The 24,008-nt window shown below is 63.4% G+C and carries 18 protein-coding genes and 1 tRNA gene; 5 read left to right on the top strand and 14 right to left on the bottom strand.

Translation table 11 applies throughout. The annotated features are described in order from the left end of the window. Nucleotides 1–168: 168 nt before the first annotated feature. On the top strand, nt 169–1,029 hold the full coding sequence (locus HMPREF2807_RS00945) for a siderophore-interacting protein (protein WP_070509715.1): 861 nt from the start codon (nt 169–171) through the stop codon (nt 1,027–1,029). A 27-nt stretch (nt 1,030–1,056) separates the two neighbouring features. Next, a complete protein-coding gene (locus HMPREF2807_RS00950; protein WP_070509717.1) occupies nt 1,057–1,602 on the top strand; it encodes a DNA-3-methyladenine glycosylase in 546 nt (181 codons plus the stop codon). Between the two features lie 46 nt (nt 1,603–1,648). Here the strand turns inward: HMPREF2807_RS00950 and sucD are convergent, their stop codons facing one another. The 4 genes from sucD to HMPREF2807_RS00970 all read right to left on the bottom strand — a co-directional run bounded on the left by sucD (nt 1,649) and on the right by HMPREF2807_RS00970 (nt 5,841). Further along, nucleotides 1,649–2,527, bottom strand: a complete 879-nt coding sequence (gene sucD / locus HMPREF2807_RS00955; protein ID WP_070509719.1) for a succinate--CoA ligase subunit alpha — start codon at nt 2,525–2,527, stop codon at nt 1,649–1,651. Between the two features lie 8 nt (nt 2,528–2,535). Next, entirely contained in the window at nt 2,536–3,708 is a 1,173-nt protein-coding gene (sucC, locus tag HMPREF2807_RS00960; RefSeq protein ID WP_175973599.1) for an ADP-forming succinate--CoA ligase subunit beta, read from the bottom strand. A 203-nt stretch (nt 3,709–3,911) separates the two neighbouring features. Then, nucleotides 3,912–4,556, bottom strand: coding sequence for a hypothetical protein (locus HMPREF2807_RS00965; RefSeq protein ID WP_070509723.1), 645 nt, complete (start codon nt 4,554–4,556; stop codon nt 3,912–3,914). Between the two features lie 55 nt (nt 4,557–4,611). Further along, a complete protein-coding gene (locus HMPREF2807_RS00970) occupies nt 4,612–5,841 on the bottom strand; it encodes a L,D-transpeptidase (protein ID WP_070509725.1) in 1,230 nt (409 codons plus the stop codon). Nucleotides 5,842–6,127: 286 nt separating this feature from the next. On the opposite strand from HMPREF2807_RS00970, the gene HMPREF2807_RS00975 reads away from it, so the two are divergent. Next, nucleotides 6,128–6,200: transfer RNA gene (locus tag HMPREF2807_RS00975), tRNA-Lys, on the top strand. Between the two features lie 51 nt (nt 6,201–6,251). Here HMPREF2807_RS00975 and HMPREF2807_RS00980 read toward each other — a convergent pair. From HMPREF2807_RS00980 to HMPREF2807_RS01000, 5 genes are all read right to left on the bottom strand, one after another. Beyond that, nucleotides 6,252–6,794 (bottom strand): 2'-5' RNA ligase, encoded by a 543-nt coding sequence (locus HMPREF2807_RS00980; protein ID WP_070509727.1) that lies wholly within the window; start codon nt 6,792–6,794, stop codon nt 6,252–6,254. 11 nt (nt 6,795–6,805) lie between these two features. Next, nucleotides 6,806–7,567, bottom strand: coding sequence for an ABC transporter ATP-binding protein (locus HMPREF2807_RS00985; RefSeq protein ID WP_070509729.1), 762 nt, complete (start codon nt 7,565–7,567; stop codon nt 6,806–6,808). Beyond that, the gene (locus HMPREF2807_RS00990; RefSeq protein ID WP_209167932.1) at nt 7,558–8,673 is read right to left on the bottom strand and encodes a FecCD family ABC transporter permease; all 1,116 of its coding nucleotides are present in this window, start codon (nt 8,671–8,673) and stop codon (nt 7,558–7,560) included. The genes HMPREF2807_RS00985 and HMPREF2807_RS00990 overlap by 10 nt, the downstream gene beginning before the upstream one ends. Before the next feature lie 2 nt (nt 8,674–8,675). Further along, complete coding sequence (locus HMPREF2807_RS00995) at nt 8,676–9,824, bottom strand: ABC transporter substrate-binding protein (RefSeq protein ID WP_070509730.1); 1,149 nt, start codon at nt 9,822–9,824, stop codon at nt 8,676–8,678. Between the two features lie 268 nt (nt 9,825–10,092). Next, nucleotides 10,093–10,371: a DUF3618 domain-containing protein gene (locus tag HMPREF2807_RS01000; RefSeq protein WP_010191207.1), complete on the bottom strand. Its 279-nt coding sequence runs from the start codon at nt 10,369–10,371 to the stop codon at nt 10,093–10,095. 197 nt (nt 10,372–10,568) lie between these two features. On the opposite strand from HMPREF2807_RS01000, the gene bcp reads away from it, so the two are divergent. Together bcp and HMPREF2807_RS01010 are read left to right on the top strand one after the other, a co-directional pair. Further along, entirely contained in the window at nt 10,569–11,039 is a 471-nt protein-coding gene (gene bcp, locus HMPREF2807_RS01005) for a thioredoxin-dependent thiol peroxidase (RefSeq protein WP_070509732.1), read from the top strand. A 3-nt stretch (nt 11,040–11,042) separates the two neighbouring features. Then, on the top strand, nt 11,043–11,681 hold the full coding sequence (locus tag HMPREF2807_RS01010) for a TetR family transcriptional regulator (RefSeq protein ID WP_070509734.1): 639 nt from the start codon (nt 11,043–11,045) through the stop codon (nt 11,679–11,681). Between the two features lie 13 nt (nt 11,682–11,694). Here HMPREF2807_RS01010 and HMPREF2807_RS01015 read toward each other — a convergent pair whose 3' ends face one another. The 5 genes from HMPREF2807_RS01015 to HMPREF2807_RS01035 form a co-directional block, all read right to left on the bottom strand. Next, entirely contained in the window at nt 11,695–12,120 is a 426-nt protein-coding gene (locus HMPREF2807_RS01015) for a holo-ACP synthase AcpS (protein ID WP_070509785.1), read from the bottom strand. 36 nt (nt 12,121–12,156) lie between these two features. After that, nucleotides 12,157–12,909 carry an ATP-binding cassette domain-containing protein gene (locus HMPREF2807_RS01020; RefSeq protein WP_046647351.1) on the bottom strand — a complete coding sequence of 251 codons (753 nt, stop codon included), beginning with the start codon at nt 12,907–12,909 and terminating at the stop codon, nt 12,157–12,159. A 2-nt stretch (nt 12,910–12,911) separates the two neighbouring features. Then, on the bottom strand, nt 12,912–13,970 hold the full coding sequence (locus HMPREF2807_RS01025; RefSeq protein ID WP_070509735.1) for an ABC transporter permease: 1,059 nt from the start codon (nt 13,968–13,970) through the stop codon (nt 12,912–12,914). Next, nucleotides 13,967–14,962 carry a substrate-binding domain-containing protein gene (locus HMPREF2807_RS01030; protein WP_070509737.1) on the bottom strand — a complete coding sequence of 332 codons (996 nt, stop codon included), beginning with the start codon at nt 14,960–14,962 and terminating at the stop codon, nt 13,967–13,969. The genes HMPREF2807_RS01025 and HMPREF2807_RS01030 overlap by 4 nt, the downstream gene beginning before the upstream one ends. A 97-nt stretch (nt 14,963–15,059) precedes the next feature. Continuing rightward, entirely contained in the window at nt 15,060–24,005 is an 8,946-nt protein-coding gene (locus tag HMPREF2807_RS01035; protein ID WP_070509788.1) for a type I polyketide synthase, read from the bottom strand. Nucleotides 24,006–24,008 lie beyond the last annotated feature (3 nt).

A 24,008-nucleotide genomic window follows, 5' to 3' on the forward strand; every position in this document is an offset into this window, starting at 1 on the left:
CGGTTTATCCACACGAAATGTCCCTTAAGCCCCACGCCGCGCACGGCGGCCTGCACCGCGAAGCCCGCAACCAACCCTAGCCTTAGATATTTTAGCCTTACCTAATTACATAGTGTGTAGGCTTATATCCGCACAGCAACTCAAGTATTCCGAAGGACAGTGATAACAATGGCTGCCCAAACTAAAGAAGTGGCGCCGAAGCGCAAGCCCCGCAAGGCGCATGAAGCAACCGTGACTGGTCGTCACCAGGTCTCTCCGGACTTGGTTCGGTTGAGCATGAACTCCCCGGCTTTTGTGGGCAAAGAGCTGGAGTTTACGGATCACTACATCAAGCTGTTGTTCGTACCACAAAGCGCTGACTACTCTTGGCCGTTTGATGTCCAGCAGATTCGTGAAGAGCAGCCGCGTGATAAACAACCGATTCTCCGCACCTATACCCTGATCAACCTGAACCCGGAAACCGGGGACTTCGACGTTGACTTTGTCACCCACGGTGATTCTGGCCTGGCTGGCCCGTGGGCACGGGTCGCCGAAGTCGGAGAGAAGATCGGTTTCCTCGGCCCAGGTGGTGCGTGGGGACCCACCGAAGAATATGAGCACTTTGTGTTCGCTGGCGATGAATCCGCGGCACCGGCCATCGGTGCCGGCTTGAAGCGCCTCCCCGAAGGCGCGACTGCAACTGCATACATCGAGATCGCGGCCGAAGACCGCACGTTTGAACTCCCTACCCGCGAGGGCGTGGAGGTCGTCTGGGTAGTCCGCAATGGTGCTACCCCTGGTACTAAGCTATCCCGCGTGGTGCGCGAAGCTGGTATCCCCACGGGGAAGAAAACCAGCTGGTTCATCCACGGTGTCGCCGAAATGATCAAAGAGCTGCGTCGCTTCCTTTTCGTGGAATCTGGAATTCCCAAGGAAGACGTTTCTATCTCTGGCTACTGGCGCATCGGCATGACTGAGGACCAGTGGCAGGCCTCCAAGCGCGAATTCAACGCAGAGATTGAAGCCGAAGAAGACAAGGCCAAAGCCTAAACCTCGCTCGCACGTTAGACTGCGGCAATGATCGATTTCACCGCCTCCGCAGACATTGTCGCTCCCCAACTGCTGGGAATGGTGCTGACGCACAACGGCGTCTCCATTCGCATCACAGAGGTGGAGGCCTACCTCGGCTCAGGCGATGAGGCTTCGCACACCTTTAACGGACGTACTCCACGCAACGCCGCCATGTTCGGTCCACCCGGCCGCCTCTACGTCTATGTGTCCTATGGCATCCACCGAAACGGCAATATCGTTTGTGCACCCGAAGGTACCGGCGAGGGCTGCCTGCTGCGGGCCGGCGAAGTAATCGACGGCTTAGACCTCGCCTACCAACGCCGGGGCGACACCGATTTTTATAACCTCGCCCGCGGCCCTGGCAATGTGGGCAAGGCCCTTGGCTTCAGCATCGAGGACAACGGCACGCCCGTACTCCTCAGCGAGCGCGAAGAGGAGCCAGAGTGGGTCCGCGGCCCACGCATTGGAATCTCCAAGAACCAAGACGCAGCCTTGCGCTTTTGGATCCCCTTTGACAAGACGGTGTCGCGACGCCGCGGTCTCCCCCGCTAATTCTTATGTGAGGGGCATGGGGCGAACCGCCCCATGCCTCACCCAACTACGCCAAGGCTGCTCGCACCAACTCTGCTGCTTGGGACGGGGTCTTTCCTACCTTTACACCGGCGGCCTCCAGTGCTGCCTTCTTTCCTTCTGCCGTACCGGAACCGCCCGAGACGATGGCACCGGCGTGGCCCATCGTCTTACCCTCTGGTGCGGTAAATCCAGCAATGTAGGCAATGACCGGCTTCGTCACATGGTCCTTGATATAAGCCGCAGCGTGCTCTTCTGCGTCGCCGCCAATCTCACCGATCATGATGATTGCCTCGGTGTCCGGGTCATTCTGGAATGCCTCGATCGCAGAAATATGCGTCGTACCGATGATCGGGTCACCACCGATTCCCACGCACGTGCTAAAGCCGATGTCAGAGAGCTCGTACATCATCTGGTACGTCAACGTGCCCGACTTCGACACCAAGCCAATCTTTCCCGGGTTCGGAGCGGTCTCCGCCGGGATAATGCCCGCATTGGATTCACCCGGCGTGTACAGCCCTGGGCAATTGGGGCCGATGATGCGCGTCTTGGACTCTCGCCCCAACGCATAGAGCTCCGCAGTGTCCTTCACGGGGATTCCCTCGGTGATGATCACGACGAGCTCAATGCCAGCGCGGATCGCCTCCTCCGCCGCATCCTTGGTGAACTTTGCCGGCACGAAGATGACGGTGACGTTAGCGCCTGTCGCCTGCATAGCCTCGCGCACGCTGCCAAACACAGGGATCTCGCGCCCATCAATGTCCACGCGTTCGCCTGCCTTGCGCGGGTTGACGCCACCTACGATGTTGGACCCGGACGCCAGCATGCGGCGCGTGTGCTTCATGCCTTCCGAACCCGTCATGCCCTGCACAATGATCCGCGAGTCTTTGTTGAGAAAAATCGACATATCTACTCCTAGTTCGCCAGCTCAGCAGCCCTGCGGGCAGCAGCATCCATGGTTTCAACCTGCTCCAGTTTGGGCAGGTGTGCGTCATTAAGAATCGAGCGTCCCAGCTCGGCATTATTGCCGTCGAGGCGCACCACGAGCGGCTTGGGTTCGATCCCCTCAGAATCCAAAATCTTGTACGCCTGCACGATGCCCTTGGCAACCTCGTCGCACGCGGTAATGCCACCGAAGACGTTAACGAAGACAGATTTCACTTGCGGGTCGCTGAGAATCACCTCAAGCCCGTTAGCCATCACTTCCGCATTGGCACCACCGCCGATATCGAGGAAGTTCGCGGGCTTCGGCTGCGATGCAAGATCCTCGCCGGCGTAGGCCACGACGTCGAGCGTTGACATCACCAAGCCAGCGCCGTTGCCGATGACACCCACCGAACCATCGAGCTTGACATAGTTCAACCCCATCTTCTGCGCCTTGAGCTCCAGCGGGTCGGTCGCACCGTGGTCTTGCAGGTCGCGGTGCTCGGGGTGGCGGAACTGCGCGTTATCATCCAGCGTGACCTTGCCATCGAGCGCAATAATTTCGCCGCTTGACGTCTTGACCAGCGGATTAACTTCCACCAGCGTGGCGTCTTCCTCGGTATAGACCGTGTAAAGCTTCTTGAACACGGGCACGAGCTTGGCGACGTCCCCCTCATCAAACCCCGCCTCATATGCCATGTCCCTAGCGAGGGTGTCCGTCATGCCGTCGAGCGGGGAGAAGCTGCGCTTAATCAGAGCGTCTGGGCGCTCCTCGGCCAGCTTTTCAATCTCCACGCCACCTTCCTTGGAGAGCATGGCCAGGTAACGGCGCTTGGTGCGATCGAGGAGGATCGAGAAGTAGTATTCCTCAGCGATGTCTGCGCCTTCTGCCACCATCACCTTGCGCACGGTGTGGCCCTTGATTTTCAGGCCCAGGATCTCGTTGGCCTTCTCCGCGGCTTCCGCGGGGCTGTGCGCTAGCTTGACTCCCCCAGCTTTGCCGCGACCACCGGTTTTGATTTGTGCCTTGACCACAACCACCGGCGTGCCCAGCTTCGTGGCTGCTTCCTCAGCCTGCACGGCCGAGGTCGCAACAATGCCCTTCAGGGTGGGAACCCCATGAGCTTCAAAGAGGTCTCGAGCTTGGTACTCGTAGAGATCCACTTCTGCCTCCATCTTTGCAGTGAATAACTAGTTCTCCACAAGATTCACCAAAACCAAGACGTGATGCAAACCACTTAACATTTGCGCCTGCGCAGTGCTTCACAAAGTGCGCAGGCATGACACAACGCCGCCCGTTGCGGGGCCACAGTATGCCAATAATGAATTAACTGACTTTACTTTCGGGGGCACCCTAGACGGTAACCCTAGGCAACGCTGTCAATAATCGCGGCCAATTCCTTCGATGCGCTCTTCATATCTTCCACGTCCTTCGCATCACCCATCGAATGCCGGAACATGTAGTTAATCACTTCCGCATTACCCACGGTGGTCACGCAAAAGAACTGCCGCAGGTCCACCTCCGGATGCTTCGCGCAGGCAAAGTAGCGTCCACCCTCAGTGAAGTCGAGGTCCTCAAAAGGTTTGACTTCTTCGCCGTTCTCTCGCTCCTGACGCTGATAGTCCTCGGCGATGAACGAGCGCACGTCTCGCGCGGCCTGCTCATTGTCCTTCGGGCAAGGATCGGTTTCTTTCTCATCTAGATAGCTGGAACCGACCATAAACTGCAGCCCATCCGCCTGATAGAAGCGCCCCCAGCCATCAGGCTCACCCGCGTCATATGTGGGGTCGTGCGCCAGGCCAGCGAATTCCTCCGGCATCGCCTCCAACAGCGCCGGGATATCGAATTCAGTCGCGCACGTACCTTCCTCAGCTGGAGCGGCAGCGCTAACGCTTGATACAAACGGGCTTGCGCTTTCGCTTTCCTCATGCGTGCTACCACCTTCCGAGGAGCACGCCACCAACGCCAACGGCGCTAGTAGCACTATCGCAGCTCGCTTATACCAGTTCATCCGGGGCCCTTTCCTTGGCAGTTTTTCCGCAAGGCTACCCCGGCAATCAACCGGGCTACTGGTTAGCGGTAGCGTTCCCCGCAGACCACGTCTCCCAGTCCATGTTCCAATCCCCCAGGCCGTCGAGCGGGCTCAACACGCCACCGCCGGTGTTGGAAACCCTCACGATATCGCCGCGCTTGACCGTGTTTTGGAACCACTGAGCAGCCTCAGTAGTCACGTTGATGCAGCCGTGGGACTGGTTGTAACTGCCCATCGCACCCACAGCCCAGGGCGCCGCGTGGACATAGATTCCGGAGTAAGACATCTGGGTCGCCCACTGAACGTCGGTCTTATAACCGCCGGCGTCGAGAGCCAGGCCAAAGGTAGTCGAGTCCATAGTGAGGGACGGGTACTGGTCACCGATGATGTAGGCGCCATTCGGGGTGTCCCACTGGCCATCCCTGCCCATCGACACCGGAATGCGGCGCAGCACCTCGCCATTCTTGAACACCGACATCATCTTCGTGTTGTTATCGACCAGCGTGATGACGCGGTCACCGATAGTGAAGTTGGTGGAGGCATCCTCGCCGCCGTAAACACCGCCGCCAAGGTTGCGGCCATACAGGTCGACGTCGACAGTCACTTTCGTGCCCGGCTCCCAGTAGTTCTGCGGGCGCCAGCGCACCTCCTGGTTATTTACCCAGTAGAACGCCCCCTCAACGGCAGGCTCGGTCTTGACCGTGATGGCCTTCTCGGCCGCCTTGCGGTCGGTGACGTAATTGCCGAAACGCACGCCGATAACCTGGCCCACTCCTACTTCAGAGTCCGGCAGCGGGCTCAACGCCACCTCAGACACCGCCGCGGCCTGCGGGGTGGTGAAGGTGATGGTCTTGTGGGTGCCATCCTTGTCTGTGGCATCGATGGTGTAGGTGCGGTTGTACCCCAAAACTTCGGCACTCTTCCACGTGGTCGAATCACTCGACAGCTCGTCCTCCACCACTTTGCCGGCCTCGTTGGTCATCGTCACCGACTTCAGACCCGCAGGAGAAGTGACCTCGACCGGTTCGGAAGGATCGACATCACTAGCACCGTCTTTGACAGAAAACTGTAGTTGCTTCGCCTTAGCGGCTGCCGAGGCCAACGCATCCGCCGCCGCACTCGCTTGGGCGTCTGCCTCAGAGTGACTATCGGCTGGGCTGGAGTTCTCGGCCCCACCAATGGTGCAGGCGGTCAGAAGGGAGGCAGTCGCAATGAGACTCGAGAGAAGCACTGCGGGACGTGCAGAAGGGAATAGAGAGTGCACACAAACCCCTAGCTCATAAAAGGACAAACAAGAACAAGAGTGCACTAAGCCTAACCGCCCGCACGGCCTTCTCACTAGTTAGCGCCACCGCCCTTAACCGTTTCGTTACCGGCCTTCCCCACTCCCGCACTCCACGCTTTCAAAGAAGTGACAAGTAGCCGCTACCTAAGGAGCCCAAAAACCTTCATTCACCTGGCGATTTTACCTTTTCAGGAAGAGGGTGTTAAAGTTACATCTCGTTGCACGGCAGGCACTGAGGAAATCAGAGCCAGCTAGGTAAACACCAGCGCCATTAGCTCAATTGGCAGAGCAACTGACTCTTAATCAGTGGGTTCGGGGTTCGATTCCCTGATGGCGCACAATATCACCCCCGCCCGGGTTATCCGGAGCGGGGGTTTCCTGTTTCTTAATCACTCCGCGGATTCGCGCTCGCGACCGACGGCCACAGACCCACCAAAGATGTCGAGGCGCTGTGTCTTAGGCCGCCACCACGCGGCATAGTCAGCCCTAAACTCTTTATGCTCCGGCCCGGCGATTTCATCGAGTGCGCGCATATAGTCGGGCACGAGCGCTCTAGGCAGGCGCAACCCCATCGTCAGGTGCGGGGTCCACCGCGGCCCGCGGCCTTCCGGGTTTGCGGCGCTAACCTGGCGCGCAGCGATCTCCAGGTCATCCGTGGTTTCCAAAAGCCACGCCACGGTCTGCTTACTTTTCCTGCCGAACACCACCGTCCCGACGCGATGAAACAGCGCCGGCAGTAGCGGCGGCAACAGAGTGCGGGCCTTGTCGACGACTGCGGTCTCGAGCGCCGGCGCAAACGTTACCGTAATGTGCGGGCGCTGGTGCTGCACCGGAAAGCCACGCTGAGCCAGGGCAGCATAGACTTCCCGGATCGTGTCTTCATCCTCCGGGGTGAGGTACAGCAGGAGGTTCTCGGGCGAATTTCGGCTCACACGGCCCGAGTCTAACTAACCTCTCGCAGCGCCACGATGGGTTGCCCGCGGTGGTCCAGCACATCCGTCTCTACGCCGTAGACCTCGCGCAAGAGTTCCTCCGTGAGCACCTCCCCCGGCGCGCCGTGAGCGCGTCCCTTGCCGCCGTGAAGCACGACAAGCTGATCGCACATCCGGGCGGCCAGATTGATGTCATGAATCGCCACCAACGCGAGGCTGCCTTCCTCCCGAGCTTTTGCCCGCACGCGGCCCAAGACGAAGAGCTGGCGGTTGAGATCGAGGGCAGAAGTGGGCTCGTCGAGAAGCATGAGCCCAGGGGTCCCCACGAGCATCTGCGCCACGGCGACGAGCTGGCGCTGGCCTCCAGAGAGCTCATTGAGGTAGCGCTGCGCAATCTCATCGAGCCCCATGGAGTGCAGGACCTCGGCTGTGCGGGTGATTGGGTCCTCGCACGCTTCGCGCCGCGCCGCAATCAGCACTGCCTCAAACGCGCGCAGCGCCGCGGTGTGCGGCAGGCCCTGCGGCACATAGCCGATGAGCTGGCGGCGCCGCTGTCCGCGCGGGCTCTGGCCGTCGACGCGAAAGCCCACCGTGCCGCCCCGCGCGCGATGCACGCCAGCGAGCGTCTTGATGGTGGTGGTCTTGCCGGACGCATTCGGCCCCAGCAGCCCCACGACCTGCCCGCCGCGCAGGGTGGGAAGGCTCAGCCCGTCCACCACCGTGCGCGAGCCATAGCCGGCAGATAGATCGGTGATGGTGAGTTCTACGTCCACAATGCCCTCCTCCGAGTCATGACGATGGCGATGAAGAATGGCACGCCCAGAAGCGAGGTGACGATGCCGATGGGGATGGCCAGCCCGGGCTTAATCAGGAGGCTGAGCGCGTGGGCGGCGCACATCACCGCCGCGCCCGCGGCCATGGAGGCCGGCACGAAGTAACGCTGGTCCTCACCCACCAACATGCGCGCGATGTGCGGGCCCACCAGGCCGATAAATCCGATGATGCCGGCGAAAGCCACGGTGGTGGCCGCGACGAGCGAGACCACGACGAGCACGATCACGCGTAGGCGGGAGGTGTTGATACCGAGGGCGGTGGCGCGGGCGTCGCCAAGCCGCAGCGCCGTCAGCCGCCACGACAGCGCTCCCAGGATCGGCAACGCCACCGCAAGCACGCCGGCCAGCACGGCGTTGGCCTGCCAGCTAGCGCGGGTGAGCGAACCCATGGACCAGAAAACGATCTGTTGGAGGGCCTCGCTGGAAGAGCGGTATTGAATGAGCGCCAGCATGGCCTGGAAGAAGAAGACGAGGCCGATGCCGAGCAGCACCATCGTCTCGGACTTCGCACCGCGAATAACGGCGGCAACGACGATGATGGCTGTGGCCAGCGCCGCCGACAGCCACGCGATGAGTGCGAGGTTGAACTGCGGCTGGGCCAGAAGCTGCCAACGCAACACGATGGCGCTGGCTCCGCCGAAGGCAGCCGCCGCGGAGATGCCGAGGGTAAAGGGCTCCGCCAGCGGATTATCCAGGATGGTCTGCATCTGCGCGCCAGCCAGTGACAGGCTGGCCCCGATAAGCAGCGCCATGACGGCCATAGGCAGGCGCAGGCTCCACAGGACTGTACGCGTTTGCTTGTCGACGCCTCCCGGATCCACCATCCCCCGCAGCACCTGCCCCGGGGTGAGGTCGATGGCGCCAACGATCACGCTAAGAACGAATGCGGCGAGTGCTACGACGATAAGCCCGGCGACGATGGCGATACGGCGGCGGGTCACGCGGGAGTGCTCGCGTGCGAGGGCCTCCACGGGAAGCACCGCGGTTTCTGCGCGCGTGGTCCGTTCAGGGCTTGCCGAGCGCGCGGTTGAGGTGAGAATGCTCATGACTAGTTGGTACTGAAGAAGGTTCCGTCGCCGGGAACGGGCGAGTATTTCTCTTGGGCTTCGGCCCATTCTTGCTGAACGTCGACGTCTGCGTAGTCCTCTGGGTGGAGCCACGCGGCGATCTGAAGGAGCGCCAGGTAGTTGAAGGGCGAGTTGTAGAACTGGTGCCACAGGCCGTGGAGGTTGTGCTCCTTGACGGCGGAGAGGTCCTCAAAACCAGGTTGAACGCCGGCCAGCGAAGCGGCGCTGTCATGGGCGTCCTTTTCGCTGATGCCATAGCCGGCGGCAGCGAAGCCGGTGTGGCCCTTTGCGTTATCGACCTTGGCGGACCAGTCGCCGCCGGTGGCGATGATCATGTCGGGATTGGCGTCGATGACCTTCTCCGGGGTCAGCGCGCCGGACTCACCCTCGATGATGCCGTCTGCCACGTTCTTTCCACCGGCGACGTTGACCAGCTCAGAAATGTTGGAGTCATTCCACGAGCCGCAGCAATCGGAGACACCCGCTGCGCGCCACACGAAGGTGGAGGGCTTGTCCTGCGCTTTCGTGGCGCGCTCGGTTACCAGATCCACGTTCTTTTGCCAGTCCGCGATGAACTCCTCCGCGCGGTCCTCGTGGCCGAAGATATCGGCGAAGATTTCCATGGTGGGAATGGTGTTCTCCAAGGGCTTGGCGCGGAAGTCCGTGACAGCATAGGTCAGGCCGGCCTGATCCAGCTTGTCGGTGAGCCCAGCGGTCTGGGAGGCCTCGTACTGATCCTTGGAGAGCACGATGAGGTCCGGGTCGAGGCTGATGAGCTCCTCCACAGTGACATCGCCCTTGGTGAAGCCGCCGATTTCCGGCAGCTCGTTGACTTTGGGCGTGGTCTTTTCCAACTCGCGGTAGTAGTCGGGCACATTCTGCTTCAGGTCCGATCCGATGGCCACGACCTTGTCCAGCGGGTCTTCCTTGTTGAGGATGCCGGTGGCAAAGACGCTGCGGCCTTCTCCCAGGATGACGCGTTCCGGCGCGTGGTCCAGCTCCACCTGGCGGCCGGCAAGGTCTGTGAAACTCACAGCGGCAGTCCCCTGCGCTCCCGTGGCCTGCTCGCTGCCGGCATCGGCATTGTCGGAGGCACAGCCCGCCAGCGCGCTGGCCAGCGCCGCCACCATGGCGCACGCCCCTACTACTCGCCCGGCGCGCGGACGGGATGCCTGGCCTGCAGGCGTCGATACGTGAAGCACGATTTCTCCTTCAAACTTTGGTCTTATGGTCTGTTCGGAGGTTCATACTACACAGACAGGTAAGGCTACCCAAAGCCCGCATAGGGTAGGCAATGCTTCCAGTAACGCATACGGAGCGCAAAAATGCCCCACCCCGGGGTATTTCCCAAGGCAGGGCCTCTAGGTATGCAGTCGCGCCCAACGGCGCTAACCGGCTCTAGCGACGCTCAGCGAGCAGGCGCTGCAGCTCCTTGATATCGGACTTGCGGCGCTTGGAGCGGAAAACGGAGAAAGCGATAAGGCCTACGACGGCTGCACCAACGCCGGCGAGCGCCATCTGCACATTGCGCTCCTGCAACTTCTGGGTTGCCGCGCCCTTAGCGTCCTCGACGAAGTTCTGCGGCTTGCTGCGATCAGCCAGCTCATCCAAGGTGCTAGCCAGCTGACGGCGGGTGCGCTCGATGTCGCGCTGGATATCATCAATGTTGCGTGCCACGTGAATCTCCTGAATTTGGCTTCGTTCGGTGTTGTTGCGGTTAGTGTCTTTCTAACCGTTGAGGTTCTAACGTGGACATTCTACATTGACCACCAGCTCCCCTGCAGAGTTGGCCAAGTTTTGTCTCAGCTGTGCTGCGGCGAGCGAACTGAGATTCACCAAAGAGTCCTAAGGGAGAGCACGGTAGGCTATACACCATGACTGAAGCACAACGACTGTCCGTGGGTGACAAAGCCCCCGCTTTTTCCCTCAGCGATGATGCCGGCAACACCGTAAGCCTGAGTGACTATGCCGGCCAGCGCGTGGTGGTCTACTTCTACCCGCGCGCCAACACCCCTGGCTGCACGAAGGAAGCCTGCGACTTCCGCGATAGCCTAGAGCAGCTCAATGGCATGAACATCGCCGTGGTGGGCATCTCTCCCGACAAGCCCGAGGCCCTGGCTAAGTTCCGTGAGGACCACGAGCTGAACTTCCCGCTGCTCTCTGACCCCGATAAGGAGGTCATGACTGCGTACGGCGCTTTCGGTGAGAAGAAGAACTACGGCAAGGTAGTCCAGGGAGTTATCCGCTCCACGTTCCTCGTCGAGGAAGACGGCACCATTGGCCAAGCCATGTACAACGTCAAGGCCACCGGCCACGTCGCCCGCGTGCTCAAGGGGCTCAACTAAACCGTGGAATCTAGCTCGAAGTCACCGGAGATACTGGTCCCTAGGCGTCGCCCAGCGCAGGCGCGTAGCCGGGCCAAGTATGACCGGATTTTGTCCTGCGCGCGTCAGACGCTCGTGGACCATGGCTTCGAGTCTTTTACTTTCGACGAGGTCTCGCGCCGCGCGGAAGTGCCGATTGGCACGCTGTATCAATACTTCGCCAACAAGTACGTGCTGATCTGCGAGCTTGACCGCCAAGACACCGCCGAAATGCTGGCGGAGGTTGAGCGTTTTTCCCAGCGCGTGCCGGCCCTGCAGTGGCCGGACTTTCTCGAGGAGTTCATTGATCGCATGGCGCGGGTCTGGCGCGAGGACCGCTCGCGCCGCGCAGTGTGGCATGCCGTGCAGTCCACGCCGGCCACCCGCGCCACGGCCGCTGATACGGAGCTGTCTCTGCTCAAACCCATCGCCGAGATCATCGAACCACTTGCCCAAGGAATGGACGAGTCCGCCCGCGTGGAGATTGCGGCCTTCCTCGTCCACACCGTGGTCTCGCTGCTTAACTACAGCACCATGCGCTCGGAGGAGAGCTTCGATGGCGTGGTGGAAGAAATTAAGCGCATGCTCATCGCCTATCTCTTTGCCATCGCCACCAGCGCCTAGATCATGGCGTGGGTTATGGCGTGTGCCGCGAAAGGTGCACGATAGCGGTGGCGTAATCACCATCGTGGCTGATGGACAACGCCGGTGAAAAATCCCCCAAGGACTCCCGCGCGAGGCGGGCAATCTCGCCCCGCAGTTCAAGTGCTACGCGGCCCCACGCATCGGGGCGGACCTCAATCTCGGCCCAGTCCACGGCCTCCTCCGCTAGGACCGGCGGATGCCCGTAGAGCGCTTGCGACCACGCCTTGATGAAGGCCTCCTTTGCCGCCCAGCGCCCTGCGAGGTGCTGCGCGCGGGCAGCACCGCTCAGTCCACGGGCCTGCGCCACGCGCAATTCGGAGGCGCTGAAAACCTGCGCGAAGTGCGTGCCGGGAAGCTCCAGCTGCTGGGCAAAGGAGGGGATGTGCACCAGGTCGGTGCCCACGCTCACGCCACTCATAGTCATGCAGGCCAGCTTAGTTACGCCAACTGTGGCCTAGCGCGCCAGCTCCTGTTTGAGCTCCTCCAGCTCGTCACCGCCGGCCATCCACTGGGTCAGCTCCGGCAGCGTGACCTCCTCCTTGGAGGCATCCAGCGACATCTGCCCCACCGTGAGCACGATGAAATGATCGCCCACGAGGTAGGCGTGCTGCGGGTTGTGCGTAATGAACACCACGCCCATGCCGCGTTCGCGGGCGGCGTCGATAAAGCGCAACACCATGCCCGACTGCTTCACACCAAGAGCGGCGGTCGGCTCGTCCAAGATGATGTAGCGCGCGCCGAAGTAGATGGCGCGGGCAATCGCGACCACCTGGCGCTGGCCGCCGGAGAGAGCGGAGAGTTCCACGGAGACGTCGCCAAGCTCAATGCCCATCTCGGCCAGCTGGTCATGCGTAATCCGCTTCATCTCTTCCTCACGCAAGCTCCCCAGCGCCCCGGTTAGTTCCTGGCCCAAGAAAAAGTTGCGCCACACCGACAGCGAAGGCACCAGCGCCAAATCCTGGTACACGGTGGCAATTCCGGCATCGAGGGAATCGCGGGGGCTGGCGAAGTTCACCTCTTCCCCATCGACGGTGATGGTGCCGCCCGTGGGCTGGTTGAGGCCGGCGAGGATCTTGATCAGCGTGGACTTGCCCGCGCCGTTATCACCCAGCACGCAGGTCACCGCCCCTTCCTTCACGCTGAGGTTGATACCGCGCAGGGCGTGGAAGTTGCCGAAGGTTTGGGAAATATCGTGCAGCTCAATCATGATTATCGCTTCCTCGTAAAGTTGGCCACCGAGGTGTTCGTGAGCACGGCGAAGAGCAGCATGGCGCCGAGGAAGAACTTGAACCAGTCGGGGTTCCAACCGGCGTACACGATGCCCTGGTTGGTCATGCCGAAGATAAGCGCGCCGATAGCGGTGCCCACCGCCGTACCGCGCCCGCCGGTCATGGAACAACCGCCGATGACCGCGGCGATGATGTAGAGGAACTCGTTGCCAATGCCTTGGCCTGCCTGGATGGAGTCGAAGGCAAAGAGGGTGTGCATGCCCACGAACCACGCTGCAAATCCGACGAGCATGAACAGCGCCACCTTGACGCGGCGCACGGGAACGCCGACGGCGCGGGCGGCTTCATCGTCGCCACCAACGGCGAAGATCCAGTTTCCCCAGCGCGTCTTGTACAGCACCCACGAGGCAATGGCGACGAAGAGGATCCACCAGATAACGGTGGCGCGGATACTCAAGCTGCCGATGTGGATGGTGCCGGCAAAAATGACGCGAGCAGAGCCGAAGCCTTCCATGTCCGAGATAGTCGGGGTGGCAACCTGGCCCGTGACCAGCTTGGTAATCGCCAGGTTGAGGCCCTGCAGCATGAGGAATGCCGCCAGCGTAATAAGGAAGGAATCGATCTTGGTGCGCACCACGAGGAAGCCGTTGAGCGCACCGATGGCCAGTGCGGTGATGAGGGACAGCCCCACGCCCACCCACGAGTTGAGGTGGAAGTTGTAGTTGAGCATGGTGGCCACGAGCGCCGCGGAGGTCACCGCCACGCCGGAGGATAGATCAAACTCATTACCAATCATGAGCAGGCCCACCGCTAGGGCCACAATGCCCAGCGTGGAGCTGGCGTAGAGCACCGTGGAGAAGGCCTCCACTGAGCGGAAGGCGGGCGCCACGATCATAAAGAGGACGAAGATGACCACAGCACCGAGCAGGCTGGCCAACTCTGGGCGGCGGATGAGGCGCGCGAAACCGCTGCGACGGGTCAGGCGCGTATCGGCGGGGCTAGATAGAGCCTCGTCTGATGCAGTAGCGGTTTCGCTCATCGCAGACCTGCCTTAGCGGATTCGGAGATGATGTCCACGTTGGTGGAATCCACGAAGGAGGGACCGGTGTACACGGGGCGGCCGCCGCCCATCGTGGAACCGTTGCGGTGCGCCAACCACAGCGAGTCGACGGCGAGGTAGCCCTGCATATAAGGCTGCTGATCGACGGCCCACTCGATGCGGTTGTCCGCGATGGCGTCGACAAGCTCGGCGTTGGTGTCGAAAGTGGAGACCTTGGCCTGGGAGGAGGCGTCAGCAACCGCGTCGGCGGAGCGCATCGCCACGGAGGCCTGCAGCGCCATGACCCAGTCAATGGACGGGTCCTGGCTCAGCTTCGCGTTGATGGTGGACTGCGCAGCAGTGAGATCCTTGCCGTTGACGTACAGGATCTCCACCTTGCCGTTGTCCAGCCCGTCCTTCACGCCGGCGCAGCGCGACTCCTGAGAAGAGTTGCCTTGCTCGTGGATGACGCACAGAACGTGCTTGGCGCCATCGTCCTTGAGGCGCTCACCGGCCTTGGTGCCGGCGACCTTTTCCTCTTGGCCGAAGAAGGCGCTCATGCCGTACTTCTGGTAATCATCCATGCCGGCGTTAAGCCCCACGGTGGGGATGCCGGAATCCGCAGCTTTCTTGGCCACAGGGCCAATCGCCCCAGAGTTAGGCATGGTCACGGCGATGCCGTCCACGCCGGAATCGATGGCGGACTGCACCAAGTTAGCCTGGTTGGGCGCTTCCGGGTCGGAGGAGTAGCGCAGCTCGATGTTGTCCTTGCGGGCGGCATCCTCCGCACCTTTGCGCACGAGGTCCCAGTACGTATCTCCCGGCGCGCCGTGGGAAATCATGGCGACGACAAGACGCTCGGTGTCGACGCCACCGGCTAGCTCACCGTCAGCTTCGGGACGGGGAGCACCACCGGTGGCGGAGCAGGCGGCAAGAAGGGTGGCAGCGGCTACCGAAATAAGGCCTAGTAGTGGCTTCTTAGCTTTATTCACCCTTGCATGGTGCCCCAGATTGGGGGACTTCTCCAACCCGTCTGACCTGCTTCTTTATCGTTCCAGAGGGTGCACGCTGGGGATACTCTAGCGCCCGCTACCCCCGTTGTGTTGTGTTTCCTCCCTCCGGATCCAGGGTGCCTCCGCGCAAGCGCGCGGACTCGCTCAGCAACGCTGCGGCCTCTCTTTCGGTCACCTCGGTAGCTGGGCCCGAGCCGAGGTTGCGGTTCACCGGCCTCTCGTACAGCGCTGCTCCACCTCGCATGGCATCTTCTAGGCGCCGCAGACCACGCCGCTCGCGATCGGTAGCGGCTGCCCGCCAGGCTTCGGCCACGCCCCCACCCTGCTCCCGAGCCAACGCAGCAAAGAAAGCACCCGGGTGGACCAGCGCGATGAGGGCGGAAACATGCCCGAAGCCCAGGGAGGTCACCAGGCCCGCCTTCGGCGGGGTGCGGCGAAGGTCCAACGGCTGGCGCAGCCACAGCAGGTGCGAGTGACGGCGCAGCGCGGGGTCGACGCAGTCGAGCGAACGGTTCGGTGGGAGGACTCCACTACGCAGCGCCTGAGTCAGACCGACGAGCTGGAAGGCTGCGGCACCGCCCTTGGCGTGCCCGGTCAGGCTCTTCTGCGAAACCACATACAGCGGGTTGCCGGGGCTGCGGCCGAGGGCTGCGGCGATGCGCTCGTGCAGGTCAGATTCGTTGGGGTCGTTGGCGTTGGTGGACGTATCGTGCTTCGACACCACCGCAATATCGTCCGCGCCCACGCCGAGGGCCTTCAGCGAGCGGGCCAGGCGGGAGTTTGTGCCGCCCCGCGCCGCTGAGAGCGCACCCAGGCCCGGCGCGGGGATGGAGGTGTGCGCGCCGTCGGCGAAGGACTCAGCAAAGCCCACCACGCCGAGGACCGGCAGCCCCATCTCCGCCGCAAAGGTTCCCCGCGCAAGCAGGATGGTTCCACCGCCTTCGGATTCCACGAAGCCGGCGCGGCGGCGGTCGTTAGCGCGGGAGAAGAAGCGGTGCTCAATCCCCTTCGCCGCCATCTCGGCGCTATCGGCCGTGGCCGCCATGTCACCAAAGCCGGTAATCCCCTCGATGGACAGGGCGTCGATACCACCGGCCACGACGAAGTCCGCCTTGTGCAGGCGCAGCTTGTCGACGCCCTCCTCCACCGACACCGCCGCCGTGGCACAGGCGGCCACGGGGTGCACCATCTGGCCATAGCCGCCGACATAGGACTGCATCACGTGCGCAGCAATGACGTTGGGCAGCGCTTCCTGCAGGATGTCATTGGGCCGCGGCTGGGCCAAGAGCTTATCGACGTACAGCGAGCGCAGCGCCTCCTGACCCGCCATGCCGGTTCCCTGGGTGGAACTCACGCGCGCCGGGTGGACGTGGGTTAAGAGCTCGGCGGGACTAAAGCCTGCGGAGAGGAAGGCATCCACGGTGCACACCAGGTTCCACAGGGCGAGGCGGTCGAGGTTATCCACCATGTCCGCCGGGATGCCGTAGACCTGTGGGTCGAAGCCCTCCGGTATCTGGCCGCCCACGAAGCGGGTCATGGCCACGCGCCGCGGAACCCGCACCGCGGAGCCGGCGGGCCGGGTGACCTGCCATTCGACCTCACCTGTCGCGCCATCGACGCGGCGCAGCGTGGCTCCCTCGCAGCTATCGACGAAACTGCGCGCTGTCGCCTCATCCCCCACGGTGAAGCTCAGCGGCTTCTCCAAGTAGATGGTGGTCAGCTCGGGCGCGAGGTTATCCACCATAGGCAGGTGCGGGCCGAAGTCATCGTGGAAGCGCCGCACACCAATCCCGGCGAGCACCTCGTCGTGGAAGCGCGCGTAGACGTCTTCCTCGGCTATCTCCTCGCCTTCGGCAGTCAACCAGCCGGCCGTGTGCTCATCCCAACTGATGAGCCCGCGGCTCCACGCCAGCTCCAGCACGCCAGCCGCAGAGAGCTCTCCACCGACCTCCGCCTCATAGCGGGTACGCGAGGAGCCCAGCGGACCGAGCTCTCCCGCGCCAACGATGACCACCATGTCCTCGAGGGACTGCGTCACCGTGTTGAAGTCGGGGCTGGTCCACTCTGCAGGCTTCAACACATTCGGCAGGGCCTTCGCCGTTCGCGGAGCCTTCTCTTCGCCCGATCTAGCAGCTGCGCTCGATGCATCTGCATCCTCTGACTGTGAATCCCGGGCAAGCGCGGCTAGGTCTAGCTCGGCCTCGGCCAGCCCGCCGGTGAGGTCAAAACTCAGCGGTGAAGACGCTGCCTGGGCGCGAATGTGGGGGGAGGCGGTGGCGTCGATAAGCTGCACCGCCATCTCCTTCGCCGAGAAGGTCCGCACGCCGCGGGCCTCCACCTGAGCAACCAATGGATCGTTGCCGCCCATCAGGCCGGTGCCGCGCACCCACCCGATGTGGGCATGCACCAGCGAGGTCCGCGCACCCCAGCTGGATTGCTCGGAAGACCAGCGGTTAACCAAGGCGTCGAGGGCCGCCTTGGCCTCGCCGTAGGCGCCGTCGCCGCCGAAGCGCCCGCGGTTCGGCGAGCCCGGAAGCACCACGTGTAGCCGGTGGCCAACATGTGTATCCGCGCCCACGGCGGACAGCGACGCGATGAGCTTCTCCACCGACCACAGCAGCAGACGCATCTGGGACTCCGCCCCTGCCCCGGCATCCACAAGAGTGCCGGCCACACGCGGCGCGGCGAAGGGGAAGAGAAGATCCGGCACGTAAGCAGGCTTGAGCTGTACGGACTTTCCGCCCACGATGGCGGTGTGCTCCGCCGCAATCCATTCCACGAGCGCATCCACGTCCGCGAAGGAACTAAGGTTTGCTGGAACCACCCACAGCGCTGCCGCCCCGACGGCCCGGCTGCGGTAGAGCTCCTTATAAAACTCCAGGCGCTCGTGTTTTAGCTGGGAGGTCGTCGCGATGACGGTTGCGCCCTCCGCGAGCAGTTCACCGATGAGTTCGGCGGCAATCGAGCCCGGCGAGCCACCCGTCACCACGGCTACTTGGTCAGCGAAGAGCAACCCGTCGGCCGGGGTGCGGGCATCGCGGGCCAGATGCTCATAGCCGAAGTGCTCGGCTAGGAGCGCAACTTCCTCGCCGGCGCCCAACACGTCCAGCTCGGGCTCTGCTTCCCCGGCGGCCGCCGCGCGAGCGATGTCCTCGCGGGCGCTGGCCCAGCGGTCGTCGAGAAGCACTGCCTTGCGCGCATCAAAAGCGGGGGCGACGCGCTGCTGCCAGTCCGGCCCCAGCTCCGTGGCAACGAGTTGCTCCAGCTCCGTGTGTGCTGCGCTGTCCCCCTGCTCAATCGGGGTCTCCTCACGGCCGAGGGCGGCGAGTGCGGCGCGGGCGGAGTCCTCCAGCGCCGATTCAAGACGCTCGGTATAGGCGCGCACCGCCTCCGGGTCCACGGTCTCGTGTGGCGTTGCCGCTGCGGCCTTCTGCAGCGCGATTCCTTCGCACTCGCCGGCAGCGCGCACCGCGGAGTCGATCAGTTCATCGAGCTCAGCTACCGACACCACGGCAGTCATGGGCAAGCTAGCCAAATCCCCGCCGCGCAGCGAGGAGCCCTCGCGCGTGCCCAGGACCAGCTGTACCGTCGCGTGGTCGGCCCATCCAGTGCCCAATCCCCACGTACCGCTCACACGCTCAGCCACGTAGCCCGGCTTCTTGCCCGCCGGTCCCGTCAGCCGAGTCAGTGCCTGCGAGACCTGCTCTGAGAGGACCTCCCCGAAGGTTGCATAACCCGGCGCGCGCTGAGCCACGCTCTCCGCCAGCTGCGGGATGGCAGCATCCGCGGCATTCTCGATGGCACTGATGCCGAATTCCGATCCGAGGTCGACGAGCAACTGGTTGCGGCGGGAGGACACGCCTTCCACGAGGGTTTCGATCGAATCAGTCGGCGCGATCTGGTCGGGGCGGACCTTGGTCCACAGCGCGATAAGCATCTCGAGGGCCTGGTGCACGCTCAGCGGGAGGTCCTCGATGGCGGCCGGCGCCTCCTCACGGGGTGCCTGCACGGTTTCTTCCTGGTGTGCCCTGTCGATTGCCTGCCTCGACTCAGATTCGACCGATTCCGCTTCGGCGCTAACCGGTTGTGCGGCATGCTCTGCGACCGCCTTCGCTGCTGGCCCGGGTGCCGGCTCGGCGTCTTCGGCAAAGACTCGCCCATGGTCGCGCTCGTAATTCAGCACCTCGATGCCTGCGCTGCCCGCGTACTGGGGCAGGCGCAGGGTTTGGCCCAGCATGTTGGTCAACGTCGGCGCGGCACCAACGCCGACCTCGAGGAAACGCTCCACGCCGAGCTGCCCAAGGAGCAGATCCTGGGTCTCTATCCAGCGCACCGGGGAGGCAAACTGCCAGGCCAAAAGCTCGATGAGCAGGGTTCGGCCAAGACGCGCCGGGCTCGCCATGGCACCATCGAAGTCCGCGAGGATCTCCGCGATAGGCTCCGAGTCCACCACTTCTGCGATGGCCTCCACGAACTCGCGGCTGAGCGCGAAGGGCCGCGCCACGAGGTTTGGAATATAGCGCCCCACCAGCACCTCAAGGTTGACCTCCTGAGGGATGAGGGCGTTAAGATGCGCGCGGAAATCTGCCACGCCGCTCACTAAGCGGGAGGAGTGGAAGGGCACGTCAATCCCCGAGATGGGGATGACGGCGCGCTGTCCCGCGGCGCGGCGTTCGGCGTCATGAGCCAACGCATCCAGGCCCGCCTTCGTGCCGGCAACTGCATATTGGAGCCCGGCAATATTGTGGTTGACCACCTCAAGGAACTCGCCGGTCTCCGCGGCCACGCGGGCGACATCGGCAAAGGCCTCGCCCGCGCTCATCCCCATCTTGTGCGGGCGCAGCGCCGCCAGACCGTAGAGCGACTGGCCCGCGGCATCGCGCTCGACCAGATGGTGCATGGTCAGCCCGCGGACATAAACGATGTCCAGGACCGCCTCCAAGGACAGGACCTCGGCATAGGCGGCCAGGGCGTTGTACTCGCCCACCGAGTGTCCAGCGAAGAAGGCACAACTTTCAAGGACCTCGGATTCTTTAAGCGCTGCAATCTGTGCGCAGCCCAGTGTGGCCATGGCCACCTGCGTGAACTGCGTCAGATACAGCACGCCATCCGGGTGCGTGAAGGTCTCACCAGCCACCACCACGGTGTCGGGGTTGTGGCGGACGATCTCCAGGATGGAGAAGCCCAAGCTTTGCCGCGTGTGCTCATCCGCACGCTCCCACACGGCGCGCGCCGCTGCGGATTCCGCATAGTCCTTCATCCCCATCCCCGGGGACTGGATGCCCTGGCCGGGGAAGGCATAGAAGGTAGTGGGGCTGCTCATCGTCGCTCGCGCCTGCAGCACCGGAACGCCCTGGCTGGTGGCGGTCACGCTGCGGATCTCGCCGTAGCCGCTGCGCTTGTCGACACCCACCCGTTCCACCTCGAACTCCACCTCACTGCCGGGAAGCACGGGTGCAAGCCAGGTAACGGACCACTCGAGGACGCGAGCCCCGTCGAAAGCCACGGCTGCTTGCGCCAGCGCCGAGGTCCACATGCCGTGGACGATCGGGCCTTGACGATGCCCCGCCAGTGCCGCAGCGTTCGATGACAGGTGGATGGGGTTCCTATCCCCCGTTACAACGGCGAAGGGCCGCAGTGATTGCGGTGCCACCGCGGTGGTGCGGTGGCGGAAGGAACGCGGAGTCTCCCGGAAGGAGGACTTTACGCTGTCTTCTTGACCGCTTTCTTGTGCACCATTAGTTGTGGCGCGCACGAGCTCGAGCGCAGTGCCACCGCGCCGCCCGGTAATCAGGAAGCGCTCGTGCATCTGCGCGAATTCATGTTCTTCGCCGTGCACGGCGACGTTGACAGCAACGCTCACGTCAATGAGGCGCCCCGAGGGCGTATCGCGAACGTCTTTCAGTTCTGCGATGTAGCTCAGTGCCAAGGGCTCGGAGCCTGGGGCGGCGCTGCTGCGAAGCAGCTCCCTGGTGTCTGGCGTGAGGCTCAGCGAGTGCTCGAAGTGGACGAGGTCAAGGAAGCCTTCGACCAACGGCTCCCCGGACTCTGTGTGGGCACTGGCCAGGACAGCGAAGAGTGCCGGCCAGGCGCGACCAAGGAGGACATCGGGCGAGACAGCAGTGCTCATCTCCCCGCTCGTCACCGCACCATACTGGGCAATGTCGGTGGCGTTGAGGTGAACGTTGACTGTTGCGGCCCCGGAATCAACCTCAGGTAGGTCACCGCCGGCGGCTTGGCGCAGCAGCTCCCGCATGGCGGATTCGGCATCGTCGACAGTGACCAGTGGTGAGGCACCCGGAATACGCGGCAGAGTGATGCGCACACGCAGCCCAGCTCCGGAGTGGAAAGGAACGGTCAACCACATGGCCTCCTCGCCCGCAGTTTCCAGCTCGGCCCCATCAAGGCCAAGGCGCAGGGGGTTGGGCTGCTCGCGCCCGGCCCAATTCAGGCTCGGGGCGCGGCAGATGAGCTCTTCAGCGCTAAAGGCGGGCTCGCCAGAGTCATCATCAGTTCCGTCGAGAAGCGCAAGCGCCGCCTGTTCGAAGCAGCCGAGTATCTGCGCCACCGGCACGTTGGCCTGCGTGATTCCCTCAACGGCTGACGTGCCGGGGATGATGCAGACCTCATCGGCGGAATAACGCTCATTGTGGGCCTGCCACAAGGTGTCGTGGCGCCAGCGGCGGCGTACGTCCGCATCAATGACCGGGACGAAGTTCGCGGGTTTGCCAGGGCTATCCACGAGCTGAATGAACCACGCGGCGTCGGTCGGGTGCAGCGCCGCGTCACCGTAGAGTTCGGTCAGCTGAGCAATTGCCTCAGCCGGGTGCTCACGGTCGACCTCAACGCACAGCTCAATCTCGCCGTGATCGGCCGGGTGGAGGCGGGCTTCGGCGCGAGTCACCATGCGGGTGAATCGGCTCAACCAGGATTCATCAACCCAGCCGTCCAGGTAGGACAGCTCAAGGTAGCGCTGCAGCCACTCGGAATAGGACATCTCATCGAGGTCCCCGAAGTAGGGCTTGCACGTGCGCCCGATGGCTTCAATGATTTCCGCGCGGCGTGCTTCTACGGCCGCGGCGTCACCGGCCACCGCATCCAGCAGGCGCCCGGCGCGGGCGAAAGAGTTGTCCAGTTCATGGATGTCCGCGCCCAGGTCCGAGCGGCCCGACACAACGTCCCCGCTGTGCGCGGCGACGAGAGCATGCTTCACCGACTCGGATGCGGTGGACTCCTTCGCCGCCATGGCGGCGGTGCCCACCATGATGGCATCGACGGGGGCTGCGGGCAGGCCGAAGCGCTGCGCCCACGTACCCAGGAGGTACTCCGCGCCACGCGCCGGGGTTCCGATTCCCCCGCCGACGGCGAGGAGGACATTGTCGCGCTCACGGATCCGCGCGTAGGTAGCAACAAGGACCTCATCGAGACCTTCTAAGGAGTGGTGACCTCCAGCCGCGCTGCCTTCCAGCTGCATGATGATGGTGGTCTCGGGGAGAGCATCGGCGATACGGAGTACCTCCTCCACCTGCGCCGAAGTTCCCGGTTTGAAGGCGACCCACGGGATGTTCGCGGCGTGGAGCTTCTCCACCAGCTCCACGGCCTCCTCCACGGGCGGAATGCCAGCGGAGACGACCACGCCGTTGATGGGTGCTCCTCCTGCGCGTGCTCGCAGAATCGAGTTCGGCCCCTCAATCTGGCGACGCCACTGGGAAGCCGCAAGGTACAGCGCGTTGAACTGGGCATTCACCCCGGGCTGCAGCATCCGGCCCAGGGTATGCAGGCTCTCCTTCAAGATGTCATCGGTGTGCTGTCCCCCGCCGGCCAGCTCCGCCCAGTGCCCGGCATTGGCGGCTGCGGCGACGATGCCTGGGTCCACCGTGGTGGGGGTCATCCCGGGGAGCATGACTGGTGAGTAGCCGGTGGCCCGTGTAAAGGCAGTCGCCAGACGCCCGCTTTCAACGCGCGGTGTCCACTCGGACCACGCGCGGGGCAGAGACGGTGCGCGGCCCGGCTCCACGAGCTGGGCCAATCCTTCCTCCGTCCCCACGGCAAGCGTGCTCACGCCGTGCCCGGCAACGAGCTCGCGCGTCAACGGCTCCACCCCGCGGGAAGGCCCCACTTCTAATATCCAGCGAGCCCCGGCTTCGAGCGCCGAGTCAATGCGCTCGGGCCAATCCACGTAATCGGTCAATACCGCCCGCGCGAGCTGCGCGGTGGGCTCAGGATCCAGTCCGATCCGGTCCGCCCAGCTTTCCACCTGTTCCACCGCGTGCTTCATGGTGGGATGGTGGAACGCGGCTGAAACCTCAAGGTCGGTGACAGCGACGGCGGCTGGCTCCCCTTCCCGATCTTCCTTGAGGTCCGAGCTCTCTTGCAGCGCGGCCTTCACCCGGGCAAGTTCAGCCGGGGTTCCGCCGATGACGAAGCGCCCCCGCCCATTGTCGAGCCCGATGTGGGCGCCGGCGTCGAGCAGTTGCTGCTTCGTCGCGCCGGTCACCGCCGCCATGGGCGCGCCCTGCGGGGTGCGGACCAGCCCAGCACTTCGTGCGGTTGTCTCCAGAGCCGCGCCGATGAGGCGTGCCAGCGCCAGAGCCTCGGCTGGGCTCATGCGTCCCTCAACGACCGCCGTGGCAAGCACGCCCTGGGAGTGGCCAATGTTGGTGACGGCATCCTCGAGTTCAATTCCGTGTGCACGCAGCGATTCGAGGACCGCTAGCTGCGCGGTGAGGATGCCGGGGGTGGAAAGCGAGGCGTCGGCAAGCGCGTGTGCCCACGCCGGCTCCTCGTCTGTCCAGTCCAGAGGCGCGAACCCGTGCGGAGTGGCAGGCAGAAGCTCCTCCTCCAGCGGGGCAAGGAGTTCCTCGGTCTTAGCAAGGTACTCCGCGATGTGTGGCTGCGCACCGGTAGCAAGGGCATCGCGCAACGTCGGCAGCCAGGCATAGCCCTGACCGGAGAAAGACAGCGCGAAAGGCTCGGAGGCCAAGCGCGCGGACAAAGGCACAGAGACGTGAAAATCAGACACCTG

Source organism: Corynebacterium sp. HMSC074A09 (genome assembly GCF_001811545.1).
In the GTDB taxonomy this organism is placed as follows: Bacteria; Actinomycetota; Actinomycetes; order Mycobacteriales; family Mycobacteriaceae; genus Corynebacterium; species Corynebacterium hiratae.

Excerpts from the sequence above, each read along its gene's own strand:
- HMPREF2807_RS00945 (WP_070509715.1), top strand. The coding sequence starts at position 169 with ATGGCTGCCCAAACTAAAGAAGTGGCGCCGAAGCGCAAGCCCCGCAAG.
- HMPREF2807_RS00950 (WP_070509717.1), top strand. The coding sequence starts at position 1,057 with ATGATCGATTTCACCGCCTCCGCAGACATTGTCGCTCCCCAACTGCTG.
- sucD (WP_070509719.1), bottom strand. The coding sequence starts at position 2,527 with ATGTCGATTTTTCTCAACAAAGACTCGCGGATCATTGTGCAGGGCATG.
- HMPREF2807_RS00965 (WP_070509723.1), bottom strand. The coding sequence starts at position 4,556 with ATGAACTGGTATAAGCGAGCTGCGATAGTGCTACTAGCGCCGTTGGCG.
- HMPREF2807_RS00990 (WP_209167932.1), bottom strand. The coding sequence starts at position 8,673 with ATGAGCATTCTCACCTCAACCGCGCGCTCGGCAAGCCCTGAACGGACC.
- HMPREF2807_RS00995 (WP_070509730.1), bottom strand. The coding sequence starts at position 9,824 with ATGGTGGCGGCGCTGGCCAGCGCGCTGGCGGGCTGTGCCTCCGACAAT.
- bcp (WP_070509732.1), top strand. The coding sequence starts at position 10,569 with ATGACTGAAGCACAACGACTGTCCGTGGGTGACAAAGCCCCCGCTTTT.
- HMPREF2807_RS01015 (WP_070509785.1), bottom strand. The coding sequence starts at position 12,120 with ATGAGTGGCGTGAGCGTGGGCACCGACCTGGTGCACATCCCCTCCTTT.
- HMPREF2807_RS01020 (WP_046647351.1), bottom strand. The coding sequence starts at position 12,909 with ATGATTGAGCTGCACGATATTTCCCAAACCTTCGGCAACTTCCACGCC.
- HMPREF2807_RS01025 (WP_070509735.1), bottom strand. The coding sequence starts at position 13,970 with ATGAGCGAAACCGCTACTGCATCAGACGAGGCTCTATCTAGCCCCGCC.